26 protein-coding genes are annotated in these 25,682 nt (G+C 62.5%); 4 read left to right on the forward strand and 22 right to left on the reverse strand.

Annotated features, from left to right (window positions below; all coding sequences use genetic code 11):
- Positions 1 to 69: 69 nt before the first annotated feature.
- Entirely contained in the window at positions 70 to 1,014 is a 945-nt protein-coding gene (locus tag AC3RCG_RS27185) for a GlxA family transcriptional regulator (RefSeq protein ID WP_492402089.1), read from the reverse strand.
- Positions 1,015 to 1,143: 129 nt separating this feature from the next.
- Between AC3RCG_RS27185 and AC3RCG_RS27190 the strand changes: the two genes are divergently transcribed.
- From AC3RCG_RS27190 to AC3RCG_RS27200, 3 genes are all read left to right on the forward strand, one after another.
- On the forward strand, positions 1,144 to 1,578 hold the full coding sequence (locus AC3RCG_RS27190; protein ID WP_492402088.1) for a MarR family winged helix-turn-helix transcriptional regulator: 435 nt from the start codon (positions 1,144 to 1,146) through the stop codon (positions 1,576 to 1,578).
- A gap of 45 nt (positions 1,579 to 1,623) precedes the next feature.
- A complete protein-coding gene (locus AC3RCG_RS27195; protein ID WP_070290811.1) occupies positions 1,624 to 1,908 on the forward strand; it encodes a hypothetical protein in 285 nt (94 codons plus the stop codon).
- A 271-nt stretch (positions 1,909 to 2,179) separates the two neighbouring features.
- Positions 2,180 to 3,028: an HDOD domain-containing protein gene (locus AC3RCG_RS27200; protein WP_070220681.1), complete on the forward strand. Its 849-nt coding sequence runs from the start codon at positions 2,180 to 2,182 to the stop codon at positions 3,026 to 3,028.
- Here AC3RCG_RS27200 and AC3RCG_RS27205 read toward each other — a convergent pair.
- The 9 genes from AC3RCG_RS27205 to queA form a co-directional block, all read right to left on the reverse strand.
- The gene (locus tag AC3RCG_RS27205; RefSeq protein ID WP_162995790.1) at positions 3,025 to 3,189 is read right to left on the reverse strand and encodes a hypothetical protein; all 165 of its coding nucleotides are present in this window, start codon (positions 3,187 to 3,189) and stop codon (positions 3,025 to 3,027) included. The genes AC3RCG_RS27200 and AC3RCG_RS27205 overlap by 4 nt on opposite strands.
- A 186-nt stretch (positions 3,190 to 3,375) precedes the next feature.
- Positions 3,376 to 4,002 carry a glutathione S-transferase family protein gene (locus tag AC3RCG_RS27210; RefSeq protein WP_492402087.1) on the reverse strand — a complete coding sequence of 209 codons (627 nt, stop codon included), beginning with the start codon at positions 4,000 to 4,002 and terminating at the stop codon, positions 3,376 to 3,378.
- 74 nt (positions 4,003 to 4,076) lie between these two features.
- The gene (locus AC3RCG_RS27215) at positions 4,077 to 4,787 is read right to left on the reverse strand and encodes a helix-turn-helix transcriptional regulator (protein WP_492402086.1); all 711 of its coding nucleotides are present in this window, start codon (positions 4,785 to 4,787) and stop codon (positions 4,077 to 4,079) included.
- Complete coding sequence (locus tag AC3RCG_RS27220; RefSeq protein WP_492402085.1) at positions 4,784 to 5,533, reverse strand: hypothetical protein; 750 nt, start codon at positions 5,531 to 5,533, stop codon at positions 4,784 to 4,786. The genes AC3RCG_RS27215 and AC3RCG_RS27220 overlap by 4 nt, the downstream gene beginning before the upstream one ends.
- 73 nt (positions 5,534 to 5,606) lie before the next feature.
- The gene (secF, locus tag AC3RCG_RS27225) at positions 5,607 to 6,629 is read right to left on the reverse strand and encodes a protein translocase subunit SecF (protein ID WP_070220687.1); all 1,023 of its coding nucleotides are present in this window, start codon (positions 6,627 to 6,629) and stop codon (positions 5,607 to 5,609) included.
- 90 nt (positions 6,630 to 6,719) lie between these two features.
- Positions 6,720 to 8,585, reverse strand: a complete 1,866-nt coding sequence (secD, locus tag AC3RCG_RS27230; RefSeq protein WP_070220688.1) for a protein translocase subunit SecD — start codon at positions 8,583 to 8,585, stop codon at positions 6,720 to 6,722.
- A gap of 96 nt (positions 8,586 to 8,681) precedes the next feature.
- The gene (gene yajC, locus AC3RCG_RS27235; protein ID WP_046684538.1) at positions 8,682 to 9,014 is read right to left on the reverse strand and encodes a preprotein translocase subunit YajC; all 333 of its coding nucleotides are present in this window, start codon (positions 9,012 to 9,014) and stop codon (positions 8,682 to 8,684) included.
- Positions 9,015 to 9,210: 196 nt separating this feature from the next.
- Entirely contained in the window at positions 9,211 to 10,350 is a 1,140-nt protein-coding gene (gene tgt, locus AC3RCG_RS27240) for a tRNA guanosine(34) transglycosylase Tgt (RefSeq protein WP_034745502.1), read from the reverse strand.
- Positions 10,351 to 10,352: 2 nt separating this feature from the next.
- Positions 10,353 to 11,408 carry a tRNA preQ1(34) S-adenosylmethionine ribosyltransferase-isomerase QueA gene (gene queA, locus AC3RCG_RS27245; protein ID WP_070311527.1) on the reverse strand — a complete coding sequence of 352 codons (1,056 nt, stop codon included), beginning with the start codon at positions 11,406 to 11,408 and terminating at the stop codon, positions 10,353 to 10,355.
- Positions 11,409 to 11,585: 177 nt separating this feature from the next.
- Between queA and recG the strand changes: the two genes are divergently transcribed.
- Positions 11,586 to 13,688, forward strand: coding sequence for an ATP-dependent DNA helicase RecG (gene recG, locus AC3RCG_RS27250; RefSeq protein ID WP_492402083.1), 2,103 nt, complete (start codon positions 11,586 to 11,588; stop codon positions 13,686 to 13,688).
- A gap of 109 nt (positions 13,689 to 13,797) precedes the next feature.
- Here the strand turns inward: recG and AC3RCG_RS27255 are convergent, their stop codons facing one another.
- From AC3RCG_RS27255 to AC3RCG_RS27310, 12 genes are all read right to left on the reverse strand, one after another.
- Positions 13,798 to 14,289 (reverse strand): REP-associated tyrosine transposase, encoded by a 492-nt coding sequence (locus AC3RCG_RS27255; RefSeq protein ID WP_492402082.1) that lies wholly within the window; start codon positions 14,287 to 14,289, stop codon positions 13,798 to 13,800.
- Positions 14,290 to 14,476: 187 nt separating this feature from the next.
- Positions 14,477 to 14,602, reverse strand: coding sequence for a hypothetical protein (locus tag AC3RCG_RS27260; RefSeq protein WP_256267217.1), 126 nt, complete (start codon positions 14,600 to 14,602; stop codon positions 14,477 to 14,479).
- On the reverse strand, positions 14,602 to 15,816 hold the full coding sequence (locus tag AC3RCG_RS27265) for an MFS transporter (RefSeq protein WP_070311530.1): 1,215 nt from the start codon (positions 15,814 to 15,816) through the stop codon (positions 14,602 to 14,604). Before AC3RCG_RS27265 ends, AC3RCG_RS27260 begins: the two co-directional genes overlap by 1 nt.
- Positions 15,813 to 16,817 (reverse strand): Gfo/Idh/MocA family protein, encoded by a 1,005-nt coding sequence (locus AC3RCG_RS27270; protein WP_492402081.1) that lies wholly within the window; start codon positions 16,815 to 16,817, stop codon positions 15,813 to 15,815. The genes AC3RCG_RS27265 and AC3RCG_RS27270 overlap by 4 nt, the downstream gene beginning before the upstream one ends.
- Positions 16,818 to 16,820: 3 nt before the next feature.
- A complete protein-coding gene (locus tag AC3RCG_RS27275) occupies positions 16,821 to 17,636 on the reverse strand; it encodes a DUF3025 domain-containing protein (protein ID WP_070311532.1) in 816 nt (271 codons plus the stop codon).
- Between the two features lie 6 nt (positions 17,637 to 17,642).
- Positions 17,643 to 18,695: a dihydroorotase gene (gene pyrC, locus AC3RCG_RS27280; RefSeq protein WP_070290804.1), complete on the reverse strand. Its 1,053-nt coding sequence runs from the start codon at positions 18,693 to 18,695 to the stop codon at positions 17,643 to 17,645.
- Positions 18,696 to 18,844: 149 nt separating this feature from the next.
- Positions 18,845 to 20,302 (reverse strand): amidohydrolase family protein, encoded by a 1,458-nt coding sequence (locus AC3RCG_RS27285; protein WP_492402079.1) that lies wholly within the window; start codon positions 20,300 to 20,302, stop codon positions 18,845 to 18,847.
- Between the two features lie 37 nt (positions 20,303 to 20,339).
- On the reverse strand, positions 20,340 to 21,065 hold the full coding sequence (locus tag AC3RCG_RS27290) for an amino acid ABC transporter ATP-binding protein (RefSeq protein ID WP_070220705.1): 726 nt from the start codon (positions 21,063 to 21,065) through the stop codon (positions 20,340 to 20,342).
- Positions 21,066 to 21,084: 19 nt separating this feature from the next.
- A complete protein-coding gene (locus AC3RCG_RS27295) occupies positions 21,085 to 21,777 on the reverse strand; it encodes an amino acid ABC transporter permease (protein ID WP_409027630.1) in 693 nt (230 codons plus the stop codon).
- A 1-nt stretch (position 21,778) separates the two neighbouring features.
- Entirely contained in the window at positions 21,779 to 22,528 is a 750-nt protein-coding gene (locus tag AC3RCG_RS27300; protein WP_121671239.1) for an amino acid ABC transporter permease, read from the reverse strand.
- A gap of 98 nt (positions 22,529 to 22,626) precedes the next feature.
- Entirely contained in the window at positions 22,627 to 23,583 is a 957-nt protein-coding gene (locus AC3RCG_RS27305; RefSeq protein WP_070220709.1) for an amino acid ABC transporter substrate-binding protein, read from the reverse strand.
- A 195-nt stretch (positions 23,584 to 23,778) separates the two neighbouring features.
- Positions 23,779 to 25,629 (reverse strand): ABCB family ABC transporter ATP-binding protein/permease, encoded by a 1,851-nt coding sequence (locus tag AC3RCG_RS27310; RefSeq protein WP_436541529.1) that lies wholly within the window; start codon positions 25,627 to 25,629, stop codon positions 23,779 to 23,781.
- Positions 25,630 to 25,682: the final 53 nt, after the last annotated feature.

Consider the following 25,682-nt stretch of genomic DNA (forward strand, 5'->3'; position numbering starts at 1 on the left):
GGGATGCTAAAACTCTTTTGAATCTGCGACAAGGATTTTCACAATTCATCACAGCCGGGCTTGCCTGAATCAAACAGGTGGCATGAGCTTTCTTTGCCGCTCTTCGCGCGGTGTATTGCCAAACAGGGTGCCGAACGCCGTGGAAAAGTGCGAGCCGGAGGAAAAGCCGCACATCAGGCCTACTTGCACGATGGAATAATGTGTATCAAGCAACAGTTGCCTGGAGCGCTGCAGGCGCAGTTCCAGGTAGTAGCGCGACGGCAGGCTGCCCAGGTATTGCTTGAACAGCCGCTCCAGCTGGCGCCGCGACAGGCCCACCAGGCTGGCGATGTCGTCCGTCGACAGCGGCTCCTCGATATTGGCTTCCATCAAGGTCACCGCTTCGGACAGTTTCGGCTGCAACACGCCGAAGCGCGCCTGCAGGGCAACGCGCTGGCGTTCTTCCTTGCCGCGCACCTTGTCCACGCACAAGGCTTCCTTGACGAGCGCCTGGACGTCGGCGCCAAAGATGGTTTCGATCAGGGTCAGCGAAAAGTCGATGCTGGCCGCGCCGCCGCAGCAGGTGAGGTGCGGGCCGTCGATGTCGAACAAATGCGGCGTCAGGATGGCCCGTTCCGCCTTCGCTTCCGCATCGGCATACAAGGCCCACGGCAAGGCGATGCGCACGCCATCCATGACGCCCGCGTCGGCCAGCCACAACACGGCCGCGCCCACGCCGCCCCAGAACGGCGCCGAGCGGCAGCGCTCGATCACGGCCCGGCACAGCTCGGCGCGCAGCGGCGCCTGCGTTTCATCGGCCACCAGCAGCGCGATATGCCAGTGGCCGCCCTGCGCGGCCACCTGTTCCGGCGTGCGCACGTCCAGCTGGAACGCCTGCGGCCCCAGCGCCCGCGCGCACAGGCGCAGCGGCTGCACCAGGCCGGCCCACGTGATCGACTCGGCATCGCCGGCATGCACCAGCAGCAAACGCAACGGTTTGTCGAGGCCGATACGGGAAAGATTAGCGAAGGACATCGGCGGGCGGGATCGGGGCAAGGGCTGAGTTGCCCACATGATACCGGACTTCCGCCCCATCGAGCCCCTCATGCAAGGGCGATCCTGGCGCGGCGGAAAAAAGCGGAGCGGAAGGATATAATCACTGCCATGGGTGAACGATATTTAAAAAGTATCCGGCTGCTGGCCGAATGCATGCAAGGCTTCGAGCGGTTTTCTAGCGACTTCGTGCGCCAGTACGGCTTGACGCATGCGCAATTCGACATCATTGCCACGCTCGGCAACACCTGCGGCATGTCCTACAAGGAACTGGGCCAGAAAACCCTGATTACCAAGGGGACTTTGACGGGCGTGGTGGACCGGCTGGAACAAAAGGGGCTGGTGATACGCGAACGTTGTCCACGCGACAAGCGTTCCTATTATGTGCGCCTGAGCTGCGAGGGCGAACAGGTGTTCCATGACGTGTTCCCCAAGCTGACCAAGCAGGGCCAACAGCTGTTCGACGGCTATACCGAAGACGATTTCATGCAGTTGGAAACTATCCTGGCGGGCTTGAAGCACGCCATCGCCAACGGCCACGGCTGACCATTCACCAAGCACAGACATTCAAACAAGACAAAGGAAACCAAGTTGAAAACCACACTGCTCGAAGGCAAAAAGCCCGCACATTTCGATAAACACATCATCGGCAACCTGCTGCTCAACGCCAGCACGCCGGAACTGGTGCGCCAGGAAAAACTGATCATCGGCGTGCGCAACGAAGACGGCGAAATCTACCGCCTGATCGGCGCCACCAAGCACAACAGCTTCATGAATGCCGTCGAAGAATTGTTCGACTTGGGCTTGACCGATGAACTGGAAGACAGCGACGAGCTGGTGGAAGGCTGCGACGCAATCTTCAGCGAATCTCTCTAACAACGCGTAACAAAACCTGCTGCGCGGTGCGCTTTGCGGCCTGCGATGCTCACCGTACTAAAGTACGGTTGCGCTTCTTAGCCACAAATCCCATCCGCTCGCAATGGTTTTGTTAAGCGTTCGGAATTTCGTCGTTCAAAATGGGCACGCGTCGACTGTACGCGTGCCCATTTTGCGTTTACGGGGCTTTGCTTGCCTTTTGCTCGGCTGTTTGTGAAAAGATCACGGTTAAAAAGTTCCGCACGGAAATATTGCGAGTATAATTTTTTCAATGAACAGACTCGACGCCTTTAAAAGCATCGCCGCACAAGCCGCTCGTGGCGAGCTGACCTTTCCTGCCAATGTGGACGCTTCGCTCAAGCTGCAAGAGGCGCTGTCCGATCCCGACTGCCATATCGAGGCCGCCGCCAAGCTGGTGCAGGCAGACCCGCTGCTGGCCGCGCGCACGGTGGCCATTGCCAATTCGGCGGCGTTCAACCGTTCCGGCAATGAAATCACCAGCGTGCGCAACGCCGTGCAGCGGCTCGGCGTGCGTACCTTGCAATCGGTGGTGGCATCGCTGATCGTGCGCCAGCTGGGCAGCACCATCACCGATCCCGCGCTGCAGGCGAAGGCCAACCAGCTATGGGAACATACGGCCCATGTGGCGGCCCTGTCGCAGGTGCTGGCCCGCCGCGTCACCAGGGTCGATCCCGATACGGCCCTGTTTGCCGGCATCATGCATGAAGTGGGCGGGTTTTATCTGCTGTCGCGCGCGGCCGAATTCCCCGGCATCCTCGATGGCGAACCCGAGGACTGGGTCGAACATGGCGAACAGGCCATCGGCCACGGCGTCCTGGCCAAACTGAAGGTGCCGGAAGCGGTGCGGGGTGCCATCGATGCGCTGTGGGAGGGCTTGCGCGCCATCCCGCCCGAATCGCTGGGCGACACCCTGCTGCTGGCAAATGATCTGGCGCCCGTCTCGTCGCCCCTCAACGAAAGCCCGGCCGCCATTGCCGTACGGGCAGCGCGCGCCGCGCGCAGCATCGATTGCCTGATCGGCGACGATGCGACCTTGTCGAGCATCATGGAAGAATCGGACGATGAAGTGCAGTCGCTGCTGAAGGTGCTCGTGCACTAGCCTGCAGGCTTCTTGCCCGCTGGCGGCGGTGCCGCCGGCTTGACCGTCTCGACGATCAGCACATGCTTGTCCATGGGCTGGGTCCCCTGCTTCTGCTGGACGACCTGCGTGGCAACCGCCTTCGTACTCAACAGGGGTTTCGGATGGCGTGGCATGAACATGGCGTACCTGCTGGAAGTGGGATGTGTCCCATCTGTGCAGCGATTATCAATTTATCAAGCCGCTATTCAAAAAAAACCCGCTCGAAAGCGGGTAAAGTCCAAAGCTAGGGATGTCCTGAAAGAGACAGCCCTATCTTATGCGGTACGCCGCGCCGGCTCCGTGCGTTGACACACTTAGCGCGCACATTATCCCGGCACCAGTTCCACCTCCGTTTCCTGCCAGGCACGCAGCTGCCGCACGCGGGCGAACCACGCCCCGATATGCCGGTACTGCGCCAGCGGCAGCCGCACGGCCTCGCTGTACATCAGGGGCGCGGCCACGGCGAAATCGGCCAGGGTCACATCGTCTCCGCTGAGCCAATTGCGCGCCGCCAGATGCGCGTCCAGCACGACGGCGCATTCATGCAGATCGCGCTCGCCGCGCGCCTCTTCCAGCGGGTCCGCCGGACCATTGCCCGTCATGCCTTTCCAGGCGCGCTCCCAGGCCAGCACGCTGATGGCGGGCGCGAAGTGCTGCGCGGCCCAGAACAGCCAGCGGTTGACGTCGGCGCGCGCTTGCGGCGCCTGCGGATAAAGCGTCTGGCCCGGCACCTGCTCGGCCAGGTATTGCATGATGGCGCACGATTCCCACAGCAGGAAAGCGCCGTCGGCCAGCACGGGCACCTTGCCGTTGGGGTTCAGTTCGGCCAGGCGGCGGCGGTCGTCCGCATTCATCAGGTCGACTTCGGCCAGCTCCAGCGGCAGGCCGAGGTGGATCGCCGTCATCAAGGCACGGCGGGCATTCGAGGACATGGGGTGGTGGTACAGGCGCATGATAAATGGCTCCGGTGAGTGAAGAAGCCACCATCGTAGGGCCGGGCACTGACAGTTTTTGTCAGGAGCGAATATCAGGATTCGGGATCGATATCGTGGGCCTTGCGCCAGGTATCGAGCAAGGCGTGGCGGCGCCTGGGATAGCGCTCCTCATGCTGCTGCACGCTGGCGATGCGGTCGATGCGGAAATGCCGGTAATCGCCGCGCAGCTCGCACCAGGCGGCCAGCAGACGCTTGCCTTCGAAAAAGGCCAGGGCAAACGGCCACACCGTGCGCGAGGTGGCGCTGCCATGCTCATCCTGATAGGCGAGCGTGAGTTTCTGTTCGTAGCGGATCGCCTCGCGCACGGGCTGCACATACCGGTCGGCCGGGTCGGCCGGCTGCGTGCCATCGGCGGGACGGCCCAGCGGCACCCACAGACTGGTCTCGGCCATGCTGTCGCGCAAATCGCGCGGCGAGGCGGCCGCGATCTTGGCCAGGGCATTGCTGGCCGCCTGCGCCAGGCCCGCATCGCCCTGGCGGCGCACCCAGCGCGCGCCCAGCACCAGCGCTTCCAGTTCATCGGCGCCGAACATTAGCGGCGGCAGGAAGGCGCCGCGGCGCAGCACGTAGCCGATGCCCGCCTCGCCCTGCAGGGGCGCGCCCAGTTCGGCCAGGGTCTGGATATCGCGGTAGATCGTGCGCTCGGAAACACCGAGCTGCTGCGCCAGCTGGGCCGCCGTGACGGGCACGCGCCTGGCGCGCATGGCGTCCATCAGCAGGAACAAGCGGCCGCTGCGGCTCATGGACAGTCCTGCAAGGCCTGGTCGCCCATGACGAGCGCGGACAGGGCCGGCACGTACAGATAACCGTCGGGCGCCAGGCGAACCGCGCGCGGCCCCTCGTCCACGCCGGCGATGCCGTAGCAGCGCCGCAGGCGGGCGGCGGCCGGCCACCAGTAGACGGCGGCCTCCTGGTCGGGAAAACGCCGGCGCACGCTCTCGGCCTGCGCCGCCACTTGCGGAAAATCGCGGTAAAAGGCGGGAGCAATGCCCAGTTCCGCGGCAAACGCCGCTTCCTGCGCCGCCGTGTCGGCCAATCGGGCCGCCAGTGCCGCCGTTTCACTGCCGATGTCCTCAGCCGCCACGCCCGCCTCGGCCAGGGTGCGGCGCATCTGTGCCGGGCTCGCCTGCGCACGCAGGAAAGCCGATTCCTGCAGCGCCAGCACGGCATCGGCCGGAATGCGCTTGTGCCGCGCGGCCGGGAAGACATACAGGGCGCAGCTGCCCGCGCACACGGTGTCGATGGCAATATCCCATTGCTGCCGGCGCAGATAGCGGCCCAGCTGCATGGCCGCCAGCGCATCGCCACCCTCGCTATTGACGCGCAACAGCGTCGTCCCCGGCACAGCCAGCAGCCGCAGCTTGTCCACGTCGCCCTCGGCAATCGGGCCGCGCAGGGCGATGGCGCCGCTGTCCGCGCGGCTCAATTGCGCGGCACTGGCCAATGTGCCGATGCCTGCCATGATGCCCATCACTATCAAACGCTTCATTGTCATCCACCATAAAAAAAACGACCACCGCAAACGGTGATCGTTCCTCATTCGACCTGCAAAAAACCTGCGCTTACACCACGGCGCCGTCGGTTTCGTCTTTTTCCTTGATCGGCTTGATCAAGTCTTCGCGCTTGACGCCCAGCCACATGGCGATCGAGGCAGCGACGAACACGGACGAATAAATACCGAAGCAGATACCGATGGTCAGCGCCAGTGCAAAGTGGTGCAGGGTCTGGCCGCCGAAGACCAGCATCGACAGCACCATCATCTGGGTCGAGCCGTGGGTGATGATGGTACGTGAAATGGTGCTGGTGATCGCGTTGTCGATCACTTCATGCACGGAAGCCTTGCGCTGCTTGCGGAAGTTTTCGCGGATACGGTCAAAGATCACCACCGATTCGTTGACGGAATAGCCGAGCACCGCCAGGATCGCCGCCAGCACCGTCAGCGAGAATTCCCATTCGAAGAAGGCGAAGAAGCCCAGGATGATCACCACGTCATGCAAGTTGGCGATAATGGCCGAGACAGCGTATTTCCATTCGAAGCGGATGGCCAGGTAGATCATCACGCCGATAATCACCACCACCAGCGCGTTCAAGCCGTTCTGCGCCAGTTCCTCGCCCACTTGCGGGCCGACGAATTCAACCTTCTGCAGTACCACCGCTTCATTGCCGGCGGTGTCCATGCACGCGCTCTTGAGCACATGTTCGCCCTTGGCGGTGACGGTGTCGATGGCCTTGGTCGTGCCCTGCTCGGCCTTGCACAGCGATTCGAACACGCGCTGCGAGGTATTTGCGGCGCTGACGCCATTTTCCACCGGCAGGCGGATCATCACGTCGCGCGCCGTATCGAAGCTGGTCACGCCCGGCTCTTCATAGCCCATGGCGATCAGGGTGCCGCGTATGCCTTCAAGATTGGCCGCCTTCGGGTATTTCACCTCCATCAGCGTGCCGCCCTTGAATTCGACGGACAGGTGCAAGCCCTTGTGCACCAGGAAGAAGACGGCGGCAAGGAAGGTCACGGCCGAAATCACGTTGAAAATCAACGCATGGCGCATGAAGGGAATATCTTTTTTAATCCGGAAAAATTCCATGAAATCCTCTGAGTTCTATTCTGTGCGTCCGGCAGCTGTGCCACCGGACGCGATCGCTGTTGTCGCTATTGGGTAAGGCTGGGCCGTCGCTTATTTGCTGGTGCCCGGCACCCACACCGTGCCGATCGACAAGGTCGTCAGCTTTTTCTTGCGGCCATACCAGAGGTTGACCACGCCGCGCGACACGAACACGGAGGAGAACATCGAGGTCAGGATGCCCAGGCAATGCACGACAGCGAAGCCGCGCACGGGACCGCTGCCGAAGGCCAGCAGCGCCAGGCCGACGATCAGGGTGGTCACGTTCGAGTCCAGAATCGTGGCCCAGGCACGGTCGAAGCCGGCGGCGATCGCCGCTTGCGGCGTATTGCCGGCGCGCAGCTCTTCACGGATACGTTCATTGATCAGCACGTTGGCGTCAATCGCCATGCCCAGCGCCAGCGCGATAGCGGCGATACCTGGCAAGGTCAAGGTCACCTGGATCATCGACAGCAAGCCGACCAGCAACAGCAGGTTGGTGGCCAGGGCCAGCACGCTGAAGGCGCCGAACAGCATGTAGTAGGCGATCATGAAGATGGCGATGGCGATGAAGCCGTACAAGGTCGAGTGGAAGCCCTTGGCGATGTTTTCCGCGCCCAGCTGCGGTCCGATCGTGCGTTCCTCGATGACGGTCATCGGTGCGGACAGGGCTCCCGAGCGCAGCAGCAGCGCCAGTTCATTCGCGTTTTCCGCGCCGCCCATGCCCGTGATCTGGAAGCGCGAACCGAGTTCCTGCTGGATGGTCGCCACCGACAGCACTTCCGGCTTGCCCTTTTCAAACAGCACGATGGCCATGCGCTTGCCCACGCGTTCGCGCGTCGCTTCGCGCATCTTGCGTCCGCCGTCGCCGTTCAGGTCGATCGACACGGCCGCTTGCTGGTTCTGGTCGAAGCTGGCCGTGGCGCTGGAGATATAGTCGCCCGTCAGGATCACGTCTTTCGCCAGCACGACAGGGACGCCCTTGCCGACGGTGAACAGTTCCGAGTTGAACGGGATGGCGCTCGACAGTTCGGTGCCAGGCACGATGGTTTCATCGACCAGGCGCACTTCCAGCGTCGCCGTGCGGCCGATGATGGCTTTCGCGCGGGCCACGTCCTGCACGCCAGGCAGTTGCACCACGATGCGGTCGGGACCTTGCTGCTGGATCAGCGGCTCGGCCACGCCCAGCTCGTTGACGCGCTTGGACAGGGTGGAGATATTCTGTTTTACGCCTTCGTCGATGGTCGCCTTCAGGGCGGCCGGCTTCAGGGTGATGTTCAATTTCAAATCGCTGCCTTCGCCCGCATCGGCGAACGCCAGTTCCGACATCTGGTCGGACAGCACATTTTTTGCCTTCAGGCGCGTTTCCGCGTCGCGGAAGTTGATCTGCACGCTGTCGCCCACGCGCTCGATGCCCGCATGGCGGATATTTTTGTCACGCAACACGCTACGCGCGGCGGACTGGACGCCCTGGACTTTCTTGTTCAATACTGCTTTTGCATCGACCTGCATCAGGAAGTGCACGCCGCCGCGCAAGTCCAGGCCCAGGAACATGGGCAAGGCATGCAATTTTTGCATCCACATCGGGGTATTGGCTTGCAGGTTGACCGTCACGATGTACGCGGGGTCGCTGGCATCGGGATTGAGGTCCTTTTCCAGCACCAGTTTCGCCTTGAACTGGGTATCGGGATCGGCGAAACGCACGCGCACGGAGGCGAGGTTGCCGGCGCCATCCATGGTGACACCTTCCGACTTGACGTTCTCTTTCGTCAATATTTGCTCGACTTGCGTCATCAGCTCGCCCGTCACCTTGACGGTCGACTTGCCGCTGGTTACTTGCAGCGCCGGTGACTCACCGAAATAATTGGGTGCCGTATAAAGTGCGCCCAGCAATAAGGCGACGACGATGATGATGTATTTCCAGGCAGGATAGCGATTCATATTGATTCAGCGTTCAGTGTTGAGCGTCGGAGGCGTCGCGAGGGGCGGCGGGTAGCCGCCCCGTTCAATCATTGCCGGGGCAATGACAGCGAGGAATTACAGCGCCTTCAGGGTGCCTTTAGGCAGCAAGGTGGTAATGGAGCTCTTTTGCACCGTGATTTCGGTGCCGGTCGCCACTTCGATGGTGACGTAAGCGTCCACTACCTTGACAACACGGCCCAGCATGCCGCCGGCGGTGACGACTTCGTCACCCTTGGCCAGCGCGTCCATCATCGCCCGTTGTTCTTTGGCGCGTTTTTGCTGTGGACGGATCATCAGGAAATACATGACCACGAACATCAATACCAGCGGCAGGAAGCTGGTCAGGTTGCCGCCGAGGCCCAGGGCTTCGGTTGGGGCTTGCGCATAAGCGTTGGAAATGAAAAACACGGTGACTCCAGTTCTAATCAGTTTGAAAAAATAGCGCTGTATTCTAGCATTGGCAATCCGCCAAGCCCCCAATTGCAGGCATGGCAGCTTCAAATGGGGCTAAAAAGGCATTATGCAATGCTTTCTCGCCCCCGTCCAAGCACCAATACACAAAACTTCCGGCCATGCTGCCGCCAGAGCGCAAGCTAAGGTTTTCTTAAGTTCCGCGTGCGCGTTCCGCGTGGAATTGCAGCGTAAACGCGTGGAAACGGTCTTCGTCCAGCGCTTCGCGCATCTGGCGCATCAGGTCCAGGTAGTAATGCAGGTTGTGGATGGTATTGAGGCGCGCGCCGAGGATTTCCTTGGAGCGGTGCAGATGGTGCAGGTAGGCGCGCGAGAAGTTGCGGCAAGCGTAGCAGCTGCAGGTTTCGTCCAGCGGCGCCTGGTCTTCCTTGTACTTGGCATTCTTGATCTTGATGTCGCCAAAACGGGTGAACAGCCAGCCATTGCGGGCGTTACGCGTCGGCATGACGCAGTCGAACATGTCGATGCCGTTCGACACGCCCGCCACCAGGTCTTCCGGCGTGCCCACGCCCATCAGGTAATGGGGCTTGTTGGCCGGCAGGCGCGGACCCACGTGGGCCAGCATGCGCATCATGTCTTCCTTCGGCTCGCCGACGGACAGGCCGCCGATGGCGATGCCGGGGAAGTCGATCTCTTCGAGCTTGGCCAGCGACTCGTCGCGCAGCATTTCGAACATGCCGCCCTGCACGATGCCGAACAGCGCATTCGGGTTTTCGCCGCGGTGGAACTCATCCTTCGAGCGCTGCGCCCAGCGCAAGGACATGCGCATGGACTTGGCCGCTTCCTCGATGGTGGCCGGGCGGCCCTGAATTTCGTACGGCGTGCATTCGTCGAACTGCATGACGATGTCGGAATTCAGGACGCGCTGCACCTGCATCGACACTTCCGGCGAGAGGAACAGTTTATCGCCGTTGATGGGCGAATTGAAATGCACGCCCTCTTCCGTGATCTTGCGCATGGCGCCCAGCGAAAACACCTGGAAGCCGCCCGAGTCCGTCAGGATGGGCTTGTTCCAGCCCATGAAACCGTGCAAGCCGCCGAATTTTTCCATGACGGTGTTTCCTGGACGCAACCACAGATGAAAAGTGTTGCCCAGGATAATCTGCGCGTCGATCTCGTTGAGTTCCAGCGGCGACATGGCTTTCACCGAGCCGTAAGTGCCCACTGGCATGAAGATCGGCGTCTGCACGACACCATGGTTGAGTTTCAAGGTGCCGCGGCGTGCCTTGGTCAGGCCGCTCGTGTCGGTCTTGAGTAATGTAAATTCCAGCATGGTCAGTCTTTCACGGGAGTATCAAGGTTCAGTGCGGCGCGCGATTGCGTGGTGAGCAGCATCGCATCGCCATAGCTGAAGAAACGGTAGTTCTGCGCGATCGCATGCGCGTAGGCGTTGCGGATCGGCTCATAGCCGGCAAAGGCCGACACCAGCATCAGCAGGGTCGACTTCGGCAAATGGAAGTTGGTAATCAGGCGCGTCACCGTTTTAAACGCATAGCCGGGCGTGATGAACAGGGCCGTGTCGGCGCTGCCCGCCACCAGCTGGCCGCTTTGCGAGGCCGATTCCAGCGCGCGCAGGCTGGTCGTGCCGACGGCCACCACGTCGCGTCCGGCAAGCTGGGCGGCGCGCACGGCGTCGACGGTTTCCTGCGGCATGGTGTACCACTCGGTATGCATCTTGTGTTCGGCCAGCACTTCCGTGCGCACGGGCTGGAAGGTGCCGGCGCCCACGTGCAGGGTCACATAGGCAAAGTTGACGCCCTTGGCCTTCAACTGGTCGAGCAGGGCCTGGTCGAAATGCAGGCCCGCCGTCGGCGCGGCGACAGCGCCCGGCACCTTGTTGAAGACCGTCTGGTAGCGCGTTTCGTCGAATTCGTCCGCATCGTGCTCGATGTAGGGCGGCAGCGGCAAGCGGCCATGCGCCTCGATCAGCTCGAACACGTCGGCCTCGAAGTGCAAGGTAAAGAATTCGCCGGCGCGCTGGCCGACCGTCACGTCGAAGGCGTCGGCCAGGCGGATGCGGCAACCGGGCGGCGGCGACTTCGACGCGCGTACCTGGGCCAGCACGGTGCGGTCATCGAGCACGCGCTCGACGAGCGCCTCGATCTTGCCGCCGCTTTCCTTGACGCCGAAGAAGCGCGCCTTGAGCACGCGCGTATCGTTCATCACCAGCAGATCGCCCGCGGCTAGCTGTCCTACGATGTCGGCGAACTGGCGGTCGACCACGGTCTCGCCGTCCAGATGCAACAGGCGCGAGGCGCTGCGCTCGGCCAACGGAGTTTGCGCAATGTTTTCTTGCGGCAAATTAAAATCGAAATCGGAAAGCGAATACATGCGTTTTGCTTCAAAAGTACGTCAAAAATGATTAGGAGTGCGCAATGGAACATCTGGCACTATACTGTGCGCCTATACAGGCATTACAATAATCCGCCGCAGCAACTACGACTGCGGTACGCACAGGGTGTGCCGGACAACCCTCTATTTTACGCTAGCGGCACAAAAATCTCCGATATGTCCGAACCCAAGCCCGATCTTCCGCCCTCAGCCAAGCCGGCCGCCAAGCCGAAAGCCGCCAAAAAAGTGGTCAGCACGGAAAGCCGGCTGGCCAAGCTGGGCTTGCGCACGGATATGGACCTGGTGCTGCACCTGCCGATGCGCTACGAGGACGAAACCAAGGTCTACACCATCCGTGACGCCTGCCTGCGCGGCGGCGAGTCGTGGCAAGTGGAAGGCATCGTCACCAAGTGCGAAGTCAATTTCAAGCCGCGCAAGCAATTGCTGGTGACGATCGCCGACGAAACGGGCAATTTGCTGCTGCGCTTCATGAATTTCTACGGCAGCCAGGTCAAGCAGCTGGCCGAAGGCACGCGGGTGCGCGCGCGCGCCGAACTCAAACACGGCTTTTTCGGCGCCGAGATGGTGCACCCGACGTACAAGGTGGTCAACGAGGGCGCGCCGCTGCCCACGGCCCTCACACCCGTGTATCCGTCCGGCGAAGGCCTGTCGCAACACGTGCTGCGCCGCGAAATCGCCGACGCCATGCGCCGCATCGACTGGCAGGACACCTTGCCCGATCATCTGCTGCGCGAGATGCAGCTGTCGCCGTTCCGCGCCGCCGTGCACCTGCTGCACTATCCGCCGCAGGACATCGATGAAAGCGCGCTGATGGACCGCTCGCACCCGGCCTGGGTGCGCATGAAGTTCGATGAACTGCTGGCGCAGCAACTGTCGCTGAAACGCGCCCAGCGCGCGCGCCGCTCGAAAGGCGCGGCGTCCCTGCCCATCGTCGGCACCTTGTCGGAAGCCTTCGGCGCCGCCCTGCCCTTCAAGCTGACGGGCGCGCAGGCGCGCGTGCTCGAGGAAATCCGCGCCGACCTGCGCCAGCCGTATCCGATGCAGCGCTTGCTGCAGGGCGACGTCGGCAGCGGCAAGACGGTGGTGGCGGCTTTATCCGCCACGCAGGCGATCGACAGCGGCTACCAGGCCGCGCTGATGGCGCCCACGGAGATTTTGGCCGAGCAGCACTTCCGCAAGATCGCCGCCTGGATGGAACCGCTGGGCGTGAAGGTGGCGTGGCTGACGGGCAGCCTGAAGAAAAAGGAAAAGACGGCGGCGCTGGCCCTGATCGAATCGGGCGAAGCGCAGCTGGTGATCGGCACGCATGCGCTGATCCAGGATAACGTGCTGTTTGCCAAACTGGGCCTGGTGATCGTCGACGAGCAGCACCGCTTCGGCGTGGGCCAGCGCCTGACCCTGCGCAACAAGGGCGACAGCGCGGCCGTGCCGCACCAGCTGATGATGTCGGCCACGCCCATCCCGCGCACCCTGGCCATGACGTATTACGCCGACCTGGAAGTGTCGGTGATCGACGAGCTGCCGCCCGGCCGCAGCCCCATCGTCACGCGCGCCATCGACCAGAACCGGCGCGACGAAGTCATCGCCCGCGTCTACGCAGCCGCGCTGGAAGGCCGGCAGGTGTACTGGGTCTGCCCGCTGATAGAGGAATCGGAAGCGCTGCAGCTGCAGACGGCCACCGATACCTACATGATGCTGGCCGATGCCTTGCCCGCGCTGCAGGTGGGCCTCGTGCACGGGCGCCTGAAACCGGCGGAAAAGCAGGAAGTGATGGATGCCTTCATCGCCGGCCATATCCACGTGCTGGTGGCCACCACCGTCATCGAGGTGGGCGTCGACGTGCCGAACGCTTCGCTGATGGTGATCGAGCACGCCGAGCGTTTCGGCCTGTCGCAGCTGCACCAGCTGCGCGGCCGCGTGGGCCGCGGCTCGGCAGCCAGCGTCTGCCTGCTGCTGTACCAGGGACCGCTGGGCGGCGTGGCGCGCCAGCGCTTGATGACCATGCGCGAGACGACGGACGGTTTTGAAATTGCCCGCCGCGACCTGGAAATCCGCGGACCCGGAGAATTCCTCGGCGCGCGCCAGTCCGGCCAGGCCATGCTGCGCTTCGCCGACCTGGAAACGGACCAATGGCTGGTCGACCAGGCCCGCGACGTGGCGCACGACCTGCTGCACGCCACCACCGCGGCGGCCGCCGCCACCGTGGAAGCGCACCTGGCGCGCTGGCTGGGTGGGAAAGAGGAATTTTTGAAGGTGTAGGTCTTACATTGCATGTCGGATTACGCGCTTTGCGCTAATCCGACCTACTCATGACACAAACGGTAGGTCGGATTAGCGTAGCGTAATCCGACAACATTGTTGACCCCGCCTACTCCCGCCCAACACCCGCCACATCCACACCATCGCCGCCCCAATCCGCAGCACACCATCCCTGCTTTACATACCGGTGAAAACTCGAATACGGCCAATCGATGACTTTACTCGCCAAGCCATGCTTGACGGGGTTGTAATGGATGTAATCGACATGCTTTATAAAGTCGCGCTCGTCGCGTAGCACATGCTCCCAGTAGCGATGCTGCCAAACGTCTTTCAATCCTGCATGCTTGCTGAACCTCGTCTTGATCAAGCGCCAGCGCGTCATGAAATCGGCATCGCCTTCAGGCAGGGTCCAGATGCAGTGCAGGTGATCGGGCAAGATGACGATGGCGTCGATAGCGAATGGCCGTTGATGGCGCACGGCGCTGAATGCGTCACGCAGCAAGTCCACAGCTGTTGCCGAAGAAAAAATGGGGCGGCGATGAGCCGTCACCACCGTGAAGAAAAAACTGCCGCCAGGCTGGGATGCGCGTCGGTATCGCATGGTTTCAAGGTGTTGCCGGATTACGGCCTTCGGCCTAAGCGCCGTTGGTATTGTTTATTTTCGGGTGTTGTCGGATTACGGCCTTCGGCCTAATCCGACCTACGCGATATGCGCGGCGGCAGGCCGGGTAGGTCGGATTAGCGTAGCGTAATCCGACTTTTCGCAAACTACATTGCGCCCGCGCAGCCTACATGCACATCCAGAAGCGGTTCGCCAGGTCGAGCATGAAGTCGGGGCGCAGATAGGCCAGGAAGACGAGACCCAGCAGCGCAGCGCCGGCCAGGCGCCATAGCCATGTGCGCCAGCTGGCCATTACGCGGCCACCGCCACGCGCTTGACGGCGCGCTCGTCGATGGGCAGGTTGATCAGCGCGGCCAGCAGACCAAGGCCAATGGTGATCATCCACACGATGTGGTAACTGCCCTGGTGCTCGTACAGGTAGCCGCCCAGCCACGCGCCGAGGAAACTGCCCACCTGGTGCGAGAAGAACACCATCCCGGCCAGCATCGACAAATGCTTGACGCCGAAGATGCCGGCGATGATGCCGTTCGTCAGCGGCACGGTCGACAGCCACAGCACGCCCATGCCGGCGGCGAACAGGTACACGGACCATGCCGACAATGGCGCCAGCAGGAACACGGTGATGACCACGGCGCGCGTCACGTAGATGGCCGACAGCAGGTAGCGCTTGGCGATCTTGCCACCGAGTTTGCCCGCATAGTAGGAGCCGACGATGTTGAACAGGCCGATCAGGGCCAGCGCCGTGACGGCGATGTTCGGGTTCATCAGGCCCTGGTCCTTCAGGTAGGCCGGCAAGTGCACGCCGATGAAGACCAGCTGGAAACCGCAGACAAAATAGCCGGCCAGCAGCAGCCAGAACGAACGGCTGGCGATGGCTTCGCTGAAGGCGGCACCGATGCTTTGCTGCGGGCCGCTGGCGTGCGAGACGGGCGGCTCGCGCAGGTAGAAGGCCATCGGGATCATGGCCAGCAGCACCAGCGCGGCCAGCACATAAAAGGCGTTTTGCCAGCCCACGGCGGAGATCAGCTGCTGCTCGACCGGCATCATCAGGAACTGGCCGAACGAGCCGGCCGCCGACGAAATGCCGAAGGCCCACGAGCGCTGCTCGGGCGGCGCGCTGCGGCCGATGATGCCGCTGATGGCGCCAAAGGCCGTGCAGGCCAGCGCCAGGCCGATGAAGATGCCGGAACCGACGATGAACAGGGTGGGCTGCGTCACGAGCGCCATCCACACGAGGCCCGCCATGTAGCTGATGGCGCCGACGATGACGACGCGCATGGTGCCGAAACGGTCGGCCGCCATGCCGGCGAACGGACCGAAGACGCCCCACATCAGGTTTTGCATGGCCAGCGCCAGCGAATACGTTTCGCGCGTCCAGCCGTTCGCTTGCGAGATCGGCTGCATCCAGAAGCCCAGGCCGTGGCGCACGCCCATCGCCAGGGTCAGCACGACGCCGCTGGCGATGAGGACGGTTTTCAGGCTGGGACGCGATGCGTGCGATGTCATGGGGTTCCTGTTCTCGCCTGGTCGGCTTGGTAGACGAGGCCGATCTGGCCGCGCATGGTGTCGAGGTTGTGCATCAGCGCCACGCTGTCGGCGTGCGGCATGACGGGGCTTTCCAGCAGGCCGGCGCGGATGCAGCGCATCGCTTCGATGGCCTCGTGCGCGTAGCCATTGCCCAGGTGCGGTGCGGCGACGACGCGGCATGCGCCATCCATCGCTTCGACGATCAGGTGGTCGGGCTTGTAAAAACGGCTGGGCAGGCGGATGCGGCCCAGGCTGCCGGAAATGGTCATTTCCGTCGGCGTCTGCGCGCGCAGGGTGCAGGCGCAGGACGAGGTGCCGCCGCCCGCGTGCAGCAGCGAGAACACCACCTGTTCATCGACGCCGGTGGCGCCCATCTCGGCCAGCGCCTGCACCTGCGATACCGGGCCGAGGAAGAAGGCCGCCATCGACAGCGGATAAATACCCACGTCGAGCAGCGCGCCGCCGCCGAGTTCGGGATTGAACATGCGGTGCTCGGGCGGGAAATGGGCGACGAAGCCGATATCGGCCTGCACCTGCCGCAGCACGCCGATCTCGCCGCTGGCGATGATACGCTGCGCTTCCTGCAAGGCGGGCAGGAAGCGGCTCCACATCGCTTCCATCAAGAACAGCTTTTTCTCGCGCGCCATATCGACCACGGCCTGCGCCTCGCGCGCGTTCATCGTGAACGGCTTTTCGCACACGACGTGCTTGCCCGCGGCCAGGCACATCAGGGCATTTTCCGCATGCAGGGTGTGCGGCGTAGCGATGTAGATCACGTCCACGCCAGGATCGTCCGCCAGCGCCTGGTAGGAGCCGTGGCAGCGTTCGATGCCGAATTCGGCGCCGAAGGCTTGCGCGCCGGCGCTGCTGCGCGAGGCGACGGCCGCCAGCTGCGCTCCAGGCGCGTCGCGCAAGCCATTGGCCATCGCGCGGGCGATCTTGCCGGTGCCGAGGATGCCCCAGCGGACGGTATGCTCCATGCTCTACTCTCTTTCTGCGCCTGCTGCCTTGCGCTTCGGGCGGAACACCGCCGCGTCATTGTAAAAATCGTCGTCCTGGCCTTCGCACCAGCCAGGCAAACCAAGCACCGGCAGCGGCGTGAAGTCGGCCGTCGTGAGGCCTTGCTGCGCCAGGTCTTGCGCCACCCGCTCGTCGAGCCAGGCGCGGCGTGCGACATCGTCCAGCGTGAAATAAGCGTCGCCGGCAAAGATCACGCGCGTGTGCGCCGTAATGGCCTTGCGCGGCGCCACCAGTTTTTCCATCAGCGCGTGGCCGAACAGCCAGACTTCGGCGTCGCCGCCCGCGCCAAACTTCGCGCGCTGCGCGATAAATGCGCTGCGCCAGTCATGTCCGCGCAGTGCCGTTTCGAGCGCGCGTCCGGCATCGCTGTCGCGCAGCACCAGCAAGGCGGAATTCTCGTCAAAAATCGTCGCGCCGTCGCGCGCGGGACCGCGCGATTTTCCCACGCCGGACAGGGCGATCTGCGCCGCCTGCAGCGCATTCAACTGCCGCTTGATGCGCGGGAAAGTGAGCCACACGAGCGCATTGAAAAAATCGTGCAGATTGTCGCGCGTGGGCACGCCGCCCGTGGCGCCGATGAACTCCTCGTAGGCCACGCCTTCGGGCAGGTCCGCTTGCGGCACGAAGGCCAGCGGCAAGCCGGACGGATTGCGCAAGTCCAGCGCCCGCGCCCGTCCGTTCAGCGCCGCGATCACCGTGTCGCGCTGCAGGTCCAGCTGCCGTCGCGCCGGCAGCACCGTGGCAAACCAGGGGCGGGTCCAGTCTATCGATGGCAGCATGAACGCTTAGACCATTTTCCAGTTGATCTGCTCGCCCGCGTTAAGCGGAATCACATGGCTGTCGCCCAGCGGCAGCGAGGCCGGCAAGGTCCAGCTTTCGCGACGCAAGGTGATGGTGTCCGTGTTGCGCGGCACGCCGTAGAAGGCCGGGCCGTGGAAGCTGGCGAACGCTTCGAGCTTATCGAGCGCGCCGGCCCGTTCGAATGCTTCCGCATACATTTCCATCGCGTGCAGGGCCGTATAGCAACCGGCGCAGCCGCAAGCCATTTCCTTGGCGCCTTGCGCGTGCGGCGCCGAATCCGTGCCGAGGAAGAAGCGCTCGTCGCCGCTGGCGGCCGCCGTCATCAGCGCCAGGCGGTGCTCTTCGCGCTTGAGGATGGGCAGGCAGTAGTAATGGGGGCGGATGCCGCCCTTGAAAATCTCGTTGCGGTTGTACAGCAGATGGTGCGCGGTGATGGTGGCGGCGATCGGGCCTTCCGCTTCGGCCACGTACTGCGCCGCATCCTTGGTGGTGATGTGTTCGAACACGACGGACAGTGCCGGGAAGGCGCTGCGCAGCGGGCGCATCACGCGCTCGATGAAGACGGCTTCGCGGTCGAAAATGTCGATTTCCGGATCCGTCACTTCGCCGTGCACGAGGAAGGGCATGCCCACTTCCTGCATCACTTCGAGCACCTTGTAGCAATTCTTCAAATCCGTCACGCCCAGGTCGGAATTCGTGGTGGCGCCGGCCGGATACAGTTTCACGGCTTGCACGATGCCGCTGTCCTGCGCGCGGCGGATTTCGTCGGGCGAGGTGTTGTTCGTCAGGTACAGCACCATCAGCGGATCGAAGTTCACGCCTTCCGGCACGGCGGCCAGGATGCGCTCGCGGTAGGCGCTGGCATCGGCCGTGGTGGTAACCGGGGGTTTGAGGTTCGGCATGACGATGGCGCGGCCGAACTGGCGCGCGCTGTGCGGCAGCACGCTGGCCATGACGGCGCCGTCGCGCAGGTGCAAATGCCAGTCGTCTGGACGGGTGATGGTGATGGAATCTGGGGTGTGATCGAGTGTGGACATGGCGGCTGCTCTCAGGCGGTCATTGCGGATAGCGCCATTTTACCAGCCGCAGGACCGTCCCGCCGGCCGGGAGAGCCCGCGCATGCTGGCGGGGAAACGGCAAAACGGCCGGTATCACCCGGCCGTTTTAACTAAAAGAATGAAGAGCATCAGGACTTGGCCGATGCAGTCTCCTGCTTCGCCACCCAGGCGCGGATCTCGGCCAGCATCTGGTCCAGCTTGGCGCGGTCATACACCTGGCCACGGCTGACCACCAGGCGGATCTGGCGCGTGGCGCCGATGTCCTGCAGCGGGTTCGCGTCGAGCACCAGCAGGTCGGCCGCCTTGCCGGCCGCCACGCTGCCGTAGCGCTCCAGCTTGCCCAGGAAGCGGGGACCGTTGATGACGGCCGACTGCAAGGCTTGCTGCGGCGTCAGGCCATACTGCACGTACAGGCCGATTTCATCGTGCAGGGCCTGGCCCGGGTAGTCGAAGGAATTCAAGAAGCCCGCATCGGTGCCGGCGATGATGCTCACGCCCTGCTGCTGCAAAATGGGCAGCAGCTGTGCCGATTGCTCGAACTGCGCGTGGCGCTGGGCGATCGCATCCGGGCCATCCTTGGCGGCGCGCTGCACGCGCCAGTCGTAGGTGGCGCGCAAGCCCTTGCCGATGTACTGCAGGGCAGGATCGTGCGTGTGGTCTTCGCGGTCCAGATACGCCGTTACGCGCGAACCCCACAGGGTAGGCACGATGGCCGTGCCGCGCGCGGCCAGGTAGCTGAAGGCCTTGCGCGCCGTCGGCTCGTCGTAGCTTTGCAGGCTTTCGCGCATGGCCTCCTTGCCCGTCATCGTGCCGGCGGCCACCTTGTCCGTCAGCTCCTGTTCGCGCGGCGTGGTGGCACGCAGCAGGTAGGATTGATGTTCGATCGTGCCCAGGCCCGCATCGGCCATCTGCTCCAACGTGAGCTGCACGGGGATATGGCCCGAAGTGCGCATGCCCCGTTCGCGCGCCTGGCGCAGCGCTTCCAGGTACAGCTCCGGCTTCAGGGTGTTTTCCGTGATCTTCACGAAGTCCACTTGCTGCGCCTGCAGGCCATCGAGCGCGCGCGTGACTTCCTGCGGCGTGCCCACTTCAATGGTGCCCTTCCACAGCGGCTTGAGGCCTTCGAGCTTGGCGCCAGAGGTAAAGATCGTCGGACCTTCCAGCTGGCCCGCGTTGATCTGCCGGCGCCATGCCAGCACCGTGTCGGGCAAGTCGCCCGAACAGTCGCGCACCGCGGTGATGCCGTGTGCCAGGTACAAAGGCAGCAGCTGCTTGTTCTCGTCGATCAGTTCCGGGCCACCGCCGAAATGCACGTGCGTGTCCCACAGACCCGGCATCAGATATTTGCCGGGCAGGCGGATGGTCCGCTTCGGCGCGTAGCTGCGCAGCTGCGCGTCATCGACGACGGCGACGACGGCGACGATGCTGTCGCCCTTGAGCAGCACGGCCTTGCCCTTGACGGCGCGGCCACCGGCCACGTCGATCAGGGTGGCGTCGCGCAGGGCGATGTCGACGGCGATCTTGTCGGCCGCGTGGGCTTGGGCCAGCAAGCCCAGCGCCAGCATGGCGCCGGCGATGTGTTTCATGTCAGGCATTCATACTCAACTTCAAGGTGATGGAAAATTAATGGATGATCTTGGCGAGGAAATCGCGCGCACGGTCCGAGCGCGTCGTGTTGAAGAAGTCATCCTTGCTGCAATCCTCGATGATCTTGCCCTGGTCCATGAAGACGATGCGGTTCGCCACGCGCCGGGCAAAACCCATTTCGTGCGTGACGACCATCATCGTCATGCCTTCCTGCGCCAGGCCCACCATCACGTCGAGCACTTCGTTGATCATCTCCGGATCGAGCGCCGATGTCGGCTCGTCGAACAGCATGGCGATCGGGTCCATCGACAGTGCGCGGGCGATGGCCACGCGCTGCTGCTGGCCTCCCGACAGCTGGCCGGGGAACTTGTCCTGCTGCGACAGCAGGCCCACGCGGTCCAGGTATTTCAAGCCCTTGGCATTGGCTTCGTCGGCGCTGCGGCCCAGCACCTTGATCTGGCCGATGGTCAGGTTTTCGCGGATCGACAGATGCGGGAACAGCTCGAAATTCTGAAACACCATGCCGATGCGCGCGCGCAGTTTCGACAAATTCGTTTTCGGATCGTTGACGGTGATGCCGTCGACGATGATCCGCCCCTGCTGGATCGGTTCCAGGCCGTTGACGGTCTTGATCAGGGTCGACTTGCCGGAGCCCGACGGGCCGCAAATGACCATCACGTCACCCTTGGCGACGTTGGTGGTGCAGTCGGTCAGTACCTGGAACTGGCCATACCATTTGCTGACGTTATTGAGTTCAATCATCTTGTTCTTTCTTTTACGGTTAGCGAATGATGGCGACGCGTTTCTGCAGGCGTTTTACCAGGAACGACAAGGCATAGCACAGCACGAAATACACGACGGCGACAAACACGTACATTTCCACCAGGCGGCCGTCGCGCTGCGCGATTTTCGAGGCGGCGCCGACGAAATCGGGAATCGACAGCACGTACACGAGCGACACGTCCTGGAACAGCACGATGGTTTGCGTCAGCAGCACGGGGATCATGTTGCGGAACGCTTGCGGCAGCACGATGCTGCCCATGGTTTGCCGGTAGTTCATGCCCAGCGCCTGTCCCGCCCACACCTGGCCGCGGGGAATCGACTGTATGCCGCTGCGCATGATCTCGCAATAGTAGGCCGCCTCGAACATGATGAAGGTGATCAGCGCGGAAGAAAACGCGCCCACTTTCACGGGCTCGTTGGCGCCGATGATCCAGGCGGCGATATACGGCACCAGGAAGTAGAACCAGAAGATCACCAGCACCAGCGGGATCGAGCGTATCAGGTTGACGTAGCTCGACGCCACGCCGGAGATGATGCGGTTGCCGGACAGGCGCATCAGCGCCAGCAAGGTGCCCAGCACGATGCCGCCCACCATGGCCAGCGCCGTCAGTTTCAGGGTAAACACCATGCCGGTCTGGAACAGATAGACCCACGAGCGAGAGATGACGTCGAAATCGAAATTACCGAACATATCAGTGTCCTCCCGTCTTGGCGCCGGCGACGATGAAGCCGGGGATGGCGACCTTTTTCTCGATCAGGTGCATCAGCACCACGACCAGCAGGTTGACGACGACGTAGATGATGGTGGCGGCCGAAAACGCCTCGAACACCTGGAAGGAAAACTCCTGGATGGCGCGCGCGCTGGCCGTCAGCTCGATCAGGCCGATAGTCAGCGCCACGGAACTGTTCTTGATGATGTTCAAAAATTCGCTGGTCAGCGGCGGCAGGATGACGCGCGCGGCCATCGGCAGCAAAATGAAACGGTAGGTTTGCGGCAGGGTCAGGCCCAGCGCCGTGCCGGCCAGTTTCTGCCCGCGCGGCAGCGCCTCGATGCCCGTCGTCACCTGCACGGCCACGCGCGAGGAGGTAAAGAATCCCAGGCACAGCACGGCCGTGACGAACGGCGCATTCGGCAGCGACTTGACCCAGGCGCCCAGGTCCGGCGGCAGCAATTCCGGCATGACGAAATACCAGAGGAACATTTGCACCAGCAGCGGCACGTTGCGGAACAATTCAACGTAGGCATTGGCTACGCCCACCAGCCATTTATTCGGCAGGGTGCGGATGGTGCCGACCACCAGGCCCAATATCAATGCCATGATCCATGCCGCACCGGCCGTGGCCAGGGTCCAGACCAGGCCGGACCACAAGGTGTCCATATACGTGCCCACGCCATCGGGAGAAATCTCCCAGAAGATGCGCCAATTCCAGTTGTAATTCATGATCATCCTTCGCATGCAGCCCGAGGACAGCGGCCAGCCGGCCACCTGTCCCGCAAATAAATCGGGAGGCTTGCGCCTCCCGGTTTGTTACGCAATCTTTACTTTTTCCGTTTGTCCGAAGTCTTCTGCGCTTCCGGTACGGCCGCATATGCGGCCGGGTCACCGGAGTCGGTCGGATTGGCAAACACGGCCTTCAGTTGCGGCGGCATCGGGAATTTCAGGTTGATGTTTTTCGGCGGGATCGGCGAGGTAAACCATTTCGCATAAATGCGGTTGATGTCGTCGCTCTTGTACAGGCGGATCAGCGCATCGTCGACCACTTTCTTGAAGGCCGGATCGCCCTTGCGCAGCATGATGCCGTACGGTTCGACGGACAGCGCTTCCTTGGTGATTTCGTAGTCGTTCGGGTTCTTCGAGTTGGCCACCTGCGACGCCAGCAAGATGTCGTCATTGGCTTCGGCCACCGCGCGACCCGTTTCCAGCATCAGGAACGACTCGGGATGATCCTTGCCGACGGCAATCGTCATGCCCAGGTTCTTTTCCTTGTTCAAAATCGTCATCTGCTTGATGGTCGACGTGCCGGCCGTGGCGACCAGGGTCTTGCCGCGCAAGTCTTCCAGGGTCTTGATGTTCGAGGATTTTTTCGACAGCACGCGGTTGCCGATGACGAACATGGTGGGGGCGAACGCCACCTGCTGCTGGCGCTCCAGATTGTTCGTCGTCGAGCCGCATTCGAGGTCGATGGTGCCGTTGGCCATCAGCGGAATGCGGTTGGCCGAAGTGACGGGGCTCATCACCACTTTCAGTTCGCTCATGCCCAGGTGTTTCTGCAGGGCCGTGACGACTTTCATGCACAGGTCGATCGAATAACCCTGGTATTGCTGCTTGTCATCGAGATAGGAGAAGGGCACGGAGCCGTCGCGCACGCCGAGGGTGACGGAACCGGCTTTCTTGATCTTGGCCAAGGTGCCGGTCAATTCCTGAGCCTGGACTGGCGACATGCTGCTGATGACACCGACGCTGAGCAGCGTGGCGATGATTTTGGTCAATTTCATAAATTCTCCTGGGCGGACAAACGGAATCGATTCCGAACGAAACAACTGTGGTGCAGACGCCACCAATGGAATTAATTTTATTTCATTTTCAGCGCCGGACCAGCCGTTTTCTGCGATTGCCCTCAAATAGGCGCTATACGCGCGCCTGAATCGGCGCGGCTGTAGCATTTTTCCTACTGATTTCCCATTCCTGATTTATTTTGCTGGCGCCAACCCCGCCAACTCGTCCTCTTCCGCCTCATCGTCCCTATTCGCCTGCTGGCGTTGCCACATCTGCGCATACAGGCCGTCAAGCGCCAGCAATTGCGGATGCGTGCCCCGCTCGACGATGCGGCCATGGTCGAGCACGAGGATTTGCTGGGCGTCGGCCACCGTCGACAGACGGTGCGCAATCACCAGGGTAGTGCGGTTTTTGGCAATCTCCTTCAGCTGCGACTGGATCGCCTGTTCGGCCTTGGAGTCGAGTGCCGAAGTGGCTTCATCGAAGATCAGGATGGCCGGGTCTTTCAGCAAGGTGCGGGCAATCGCCACGCGCTGCTTTTCGCCGCCCGACAGTTTTAAGCCCCGCTCGCCCACCATGGAGCTGTAACCATCTGGCAAGCTTTCAATAAAATCATGGATCGATGCGGCTTTGGCTGCCGCCACGATGGCTTCCTTGCTGGCGCCCGGCTTGCCGTAGGCGATGTTGTATTCGATGCTGTCGTTGAACAGCACCGTATCCTGCGGCACGATGCCGATGGCCGCGCGCAGGGAATCCTGCGTGATATTGCGCAGGTCCTGGCCATCGATGGTGATGCCGCCGCCATCGACTTCATAGAAGCGGAACAGCAAACGCGACAAGGTCGACTTGCCCGAGCCGCTGTGGCCCACCACGGCTGTCGTCGTGCCGGCGGGGATCTGGAAATCCACATCGAACAGGATTTGCCGCTTGGCTTCATAGCTGAAATCCACGTGCTCGAAACGCACGGCCGCACCCCGCGTGACGAGCGGCTTGGCGTCCGGCGTATCGGCGATTTCGCGGTTCTCGTTCAGCAGGGAAAACAATCGCTCCATGTCGGCCAGGCTTTGCTTGATTTCGCGGTAAATGACGCCGAGGAAATTGAGGGGAATGTACAGCTGGATCATGAAGGCATTCACCAGCACCAGGTCGCCCAGGGTCATCGTGCCGGCGATCACGCCCACGGTGGCGCGCCACAAAATCAAGGTGACGGCCGTGGCGATGATCAAGGACTGCCCGGTATTGAGCAGGGATAGCGAGGTCTGCGATTTCACGGCGGCCGATTCGTAGCGCTGCAAGCCTTCGTCATAGCGCTTCGCTTCGTAATCCTCGTTGCCGAAATATTTTACGGTTTCATAGTTGATCAGCGAATCGATGGCCTTGGTATTCGCCTTCGAGTCGAGGTCGTTCATGGTGCGGCGGAAATGCGTGCGCCAGTTCGTCACCAGCACGGTGAACGCGATGTACGACACGAGCGCCACCGCCGTGATCACGGTGAACCAGATGTCGTAATGCAAGACCAGATAGCCGAGCACGAGGGTGATTTCCACCAGGGTCGGCAGGATGTTGAACAGGGTGTAGGAAATGAGCGAGCCGACGCTGCGCGTACCCCGTTCGATATCGCGCGTCATGCCGCCCGTCTGGCGGTTCAAATGGAAACGCAGGGACAGCGCATGCAGGTGGCGGAACACTTGCAGGGCGATGGTGCGCACGGCCCGCTGCGTGACCCGGGCGAACAGGAATTCTCGCAATTCCGTAAACAAGGTGGTCGACAGGCGCAGCAAGCCGTACGCCACCAGCAAGCCGACGGGCAGCACCAGCAGCGCTTGCGGATGCGCGGCCGTGATCGTCATGGCGTCGACGAGTTTTTTCAGGATCAGGGGTACGCCCACGTTGGCGAGCTTGGCGCCCACCAGGCATAGCAGCGCCAGCAGCACTCGCCATTTGTAGACCCACAGGTACGGCAGCAAGGTCTTGATGGTGGCGAAATCGCTGTGGCTGGCGGAAGCTGGCGAGCGGGGCGGAGGGGGAGTCTGGGAACGGCGCATGGCGAAGGTCGGCTTTTTATGGTTCAATCGCAGCAATTGTAGCCTTTCATGAG

Source organism: Janthinobacterium sp. GW823-FHT01H08, assembly GCF_058797855.1.

What these genes read in the sequence shown, in the direction of transcription:
- AC3RCG_RS27185 (WP_492402089.1), bottom strand. Translation starts at nt 1,014, where the DNA reads ATGTCCTTCGCTAATCTTTCCCGTATCGGCCTCGACAAACCGTTGCGT.
- AC3RCG_RS27190 (WP_492402088.1), top strand. Translation starts at nt 1,144, where the DNA reads ATGGGTGAACGATATTTAAAAAGTATCCGGCTGCTGGCCGAATGCATG.
- AC3RCG_RS27200 (WP_070220681.1), top strand. Translation starts at nt 2,180, where the DNA reads ATGAACAGACTCGACGCCTTTAAAAGCATCGCCGCACAAGCCGCTCGT.
- AC3RCG_RS27205 (WP_162995790.1), bottom strand. Translation starts at nt 3,189, where the DNA reads ATGTTCATGCCACGCCATCCGAAACCCCTGTTGAGTACGAAGGCGGTT.
- AC3RCG_RS27210 (WP_492402087.1), bottom strand. Translation starts at nt 4,002, where the DNA reads ATGCGCCTGTACCACCACCCCATGTCCTCGAATGCCCGCCGTGCCTTG.
- AC3RCG_RS27215 (WP_492402086.1), bottom strand. Translation starts at nt 4,787, where the DNA reads ATGAGCCGCAGCGGCCGCTTGTTCCTGCTGATGGACGCCATGCGCGCC.
- AC3RCG_RS27220 (WP_492402085.1), bottom strand. Translation starts at nt 5,533, where the DNA reads ATGAAGCGTTTGATAGTGATGGGCATCATGGCAGGCATCGGCACATTG.
- secF (WP_070220687.1), bottom strand. Translation starts at nt 6,629, where the DNA reads ATGGAATTTTTCCGGATTAAAAAAGATATTCCCTTCATGCGCCATGCG.
- secD (WP_070220688.1), bottom strand. Translation starts at nt 8,585, where the DNA reads ATGAATCGCTATCCTGCCTGGAAATACATCATCATCGTCGTCGCCTTA.
- tgt (WP_034745502.1), bottom strand. Translation starts at nt 10,350, where the DNA reads ATGCTGGAATTTACATTACTCAAGACCGACACGAGCGGCCTGACCAAG.
- queA (WP_070311527.1), bottom strand. Translation starts at nt 11,408, where the DNA reads ATGTATTCGCTTTCCGATTTCGATTTTAATTTGCCGCAAGAAAACATT.
- recG (WP_492402083.1), top strand. Translation starts at nt 11,586, where the DNA reads ATGTCCGAACCCAAGCCCGATCTTCCGCCCTCAGCCAAGCCGGCCGCC.
- AC3RCG_RS27255 (WP_492402082.1), bottom strand. Translation starts at nt 14,289, where the DNA reads ATGCGATACCGACGCGCATCCCAGCCTGGCGGCAGTTTTTTCTTCACG.
- AC3RCG_RS27260 (WP_256267217.1), bottom strand. Translation starts at nt 14,602, where the DNA reads ATGGCCAGCTGGCGCACATGGCTATGGCGCCTGGCCGGCGCTGCGCTG.
- AC3RCG_RS27265 (WP_070311530.1), bottom strand. Translation starts at nt 15,816, where the DNA reads ATGACATCGCACGCATCGCGTCCCAGCCTGAAAACCGTCCTCATCGCC.
- AC3RCG_RS27270 (WP_492402081.1), bottom strand. Translation starts at nt 16,817, where the DNA reads ATGGAGCATACCGTCCGCTGGGGCATCCTCGGCACCGGCAAGATCGCC.
- AC3RCG_RS27275 (WP_070311532.1), bottom strand. Translation starts at nt 17,636, where the DNA reads ATGCTGCCATCGATAGACTGGACCCGCCCCTGGTTTGCCACGGTGCTG.
- pyrC (WP_070290804.1), bottom strand. Translation starts at nt 18,695, where the DNA reads ATGTCCACACTCGATCACACCCCAGATTCCATCACCATCACCCGTCCA.
- AC3RCG_RS27285 (WP_492402079.1), bottom strand. Translation starts at nt 20,302, where the DNA reads ATGAAACACATCGCCGGCGCCATGCTGGCGCTGGGCTTGCTGGCCCAA.
- AC3RCG_RS27290 (WP_070220705.1), bottom strand. Translation starts at nt 21,065, where the DNA reads ATGATTGAACTCAATAACGTCAGCAAATGGTATGGCCAGTTCCAGGTA.
- AC3RCG_RS27295 (WP_409027630.1), bottom strand. Translation starts at nt 21,777, where the DNA reads ATGTTCGGTAATTTCGATTTCGACGTCATCTCTCGCTCGTGGGTCTAT.
- AC3RCG_RS27300 (WP_121671239.1), bottom strand. Translation starts at nt 22,528, where the DNA reads ATGAATTACAACTGGAATTGGCGCATCTTCTGGGAGATTTCTCCCGAT.
- AC3RCG_RS27305 (WP_070220709.1), bottom strand. Translation starts at nt 23,583, where the DNA reads ATGAAATTGACCAAAATCATCGCCACGCTGCTCAGCGTCGGTGTCATC.
- AC3RCG_RS27310 (WP_436541529.1), bottom strand. Translation starts at nt 25,629, where the DNA reads ATGCGCCGTTCCCAGACTCCCCCTCCGCCCCGCTCGCCAGCTTCCGCC.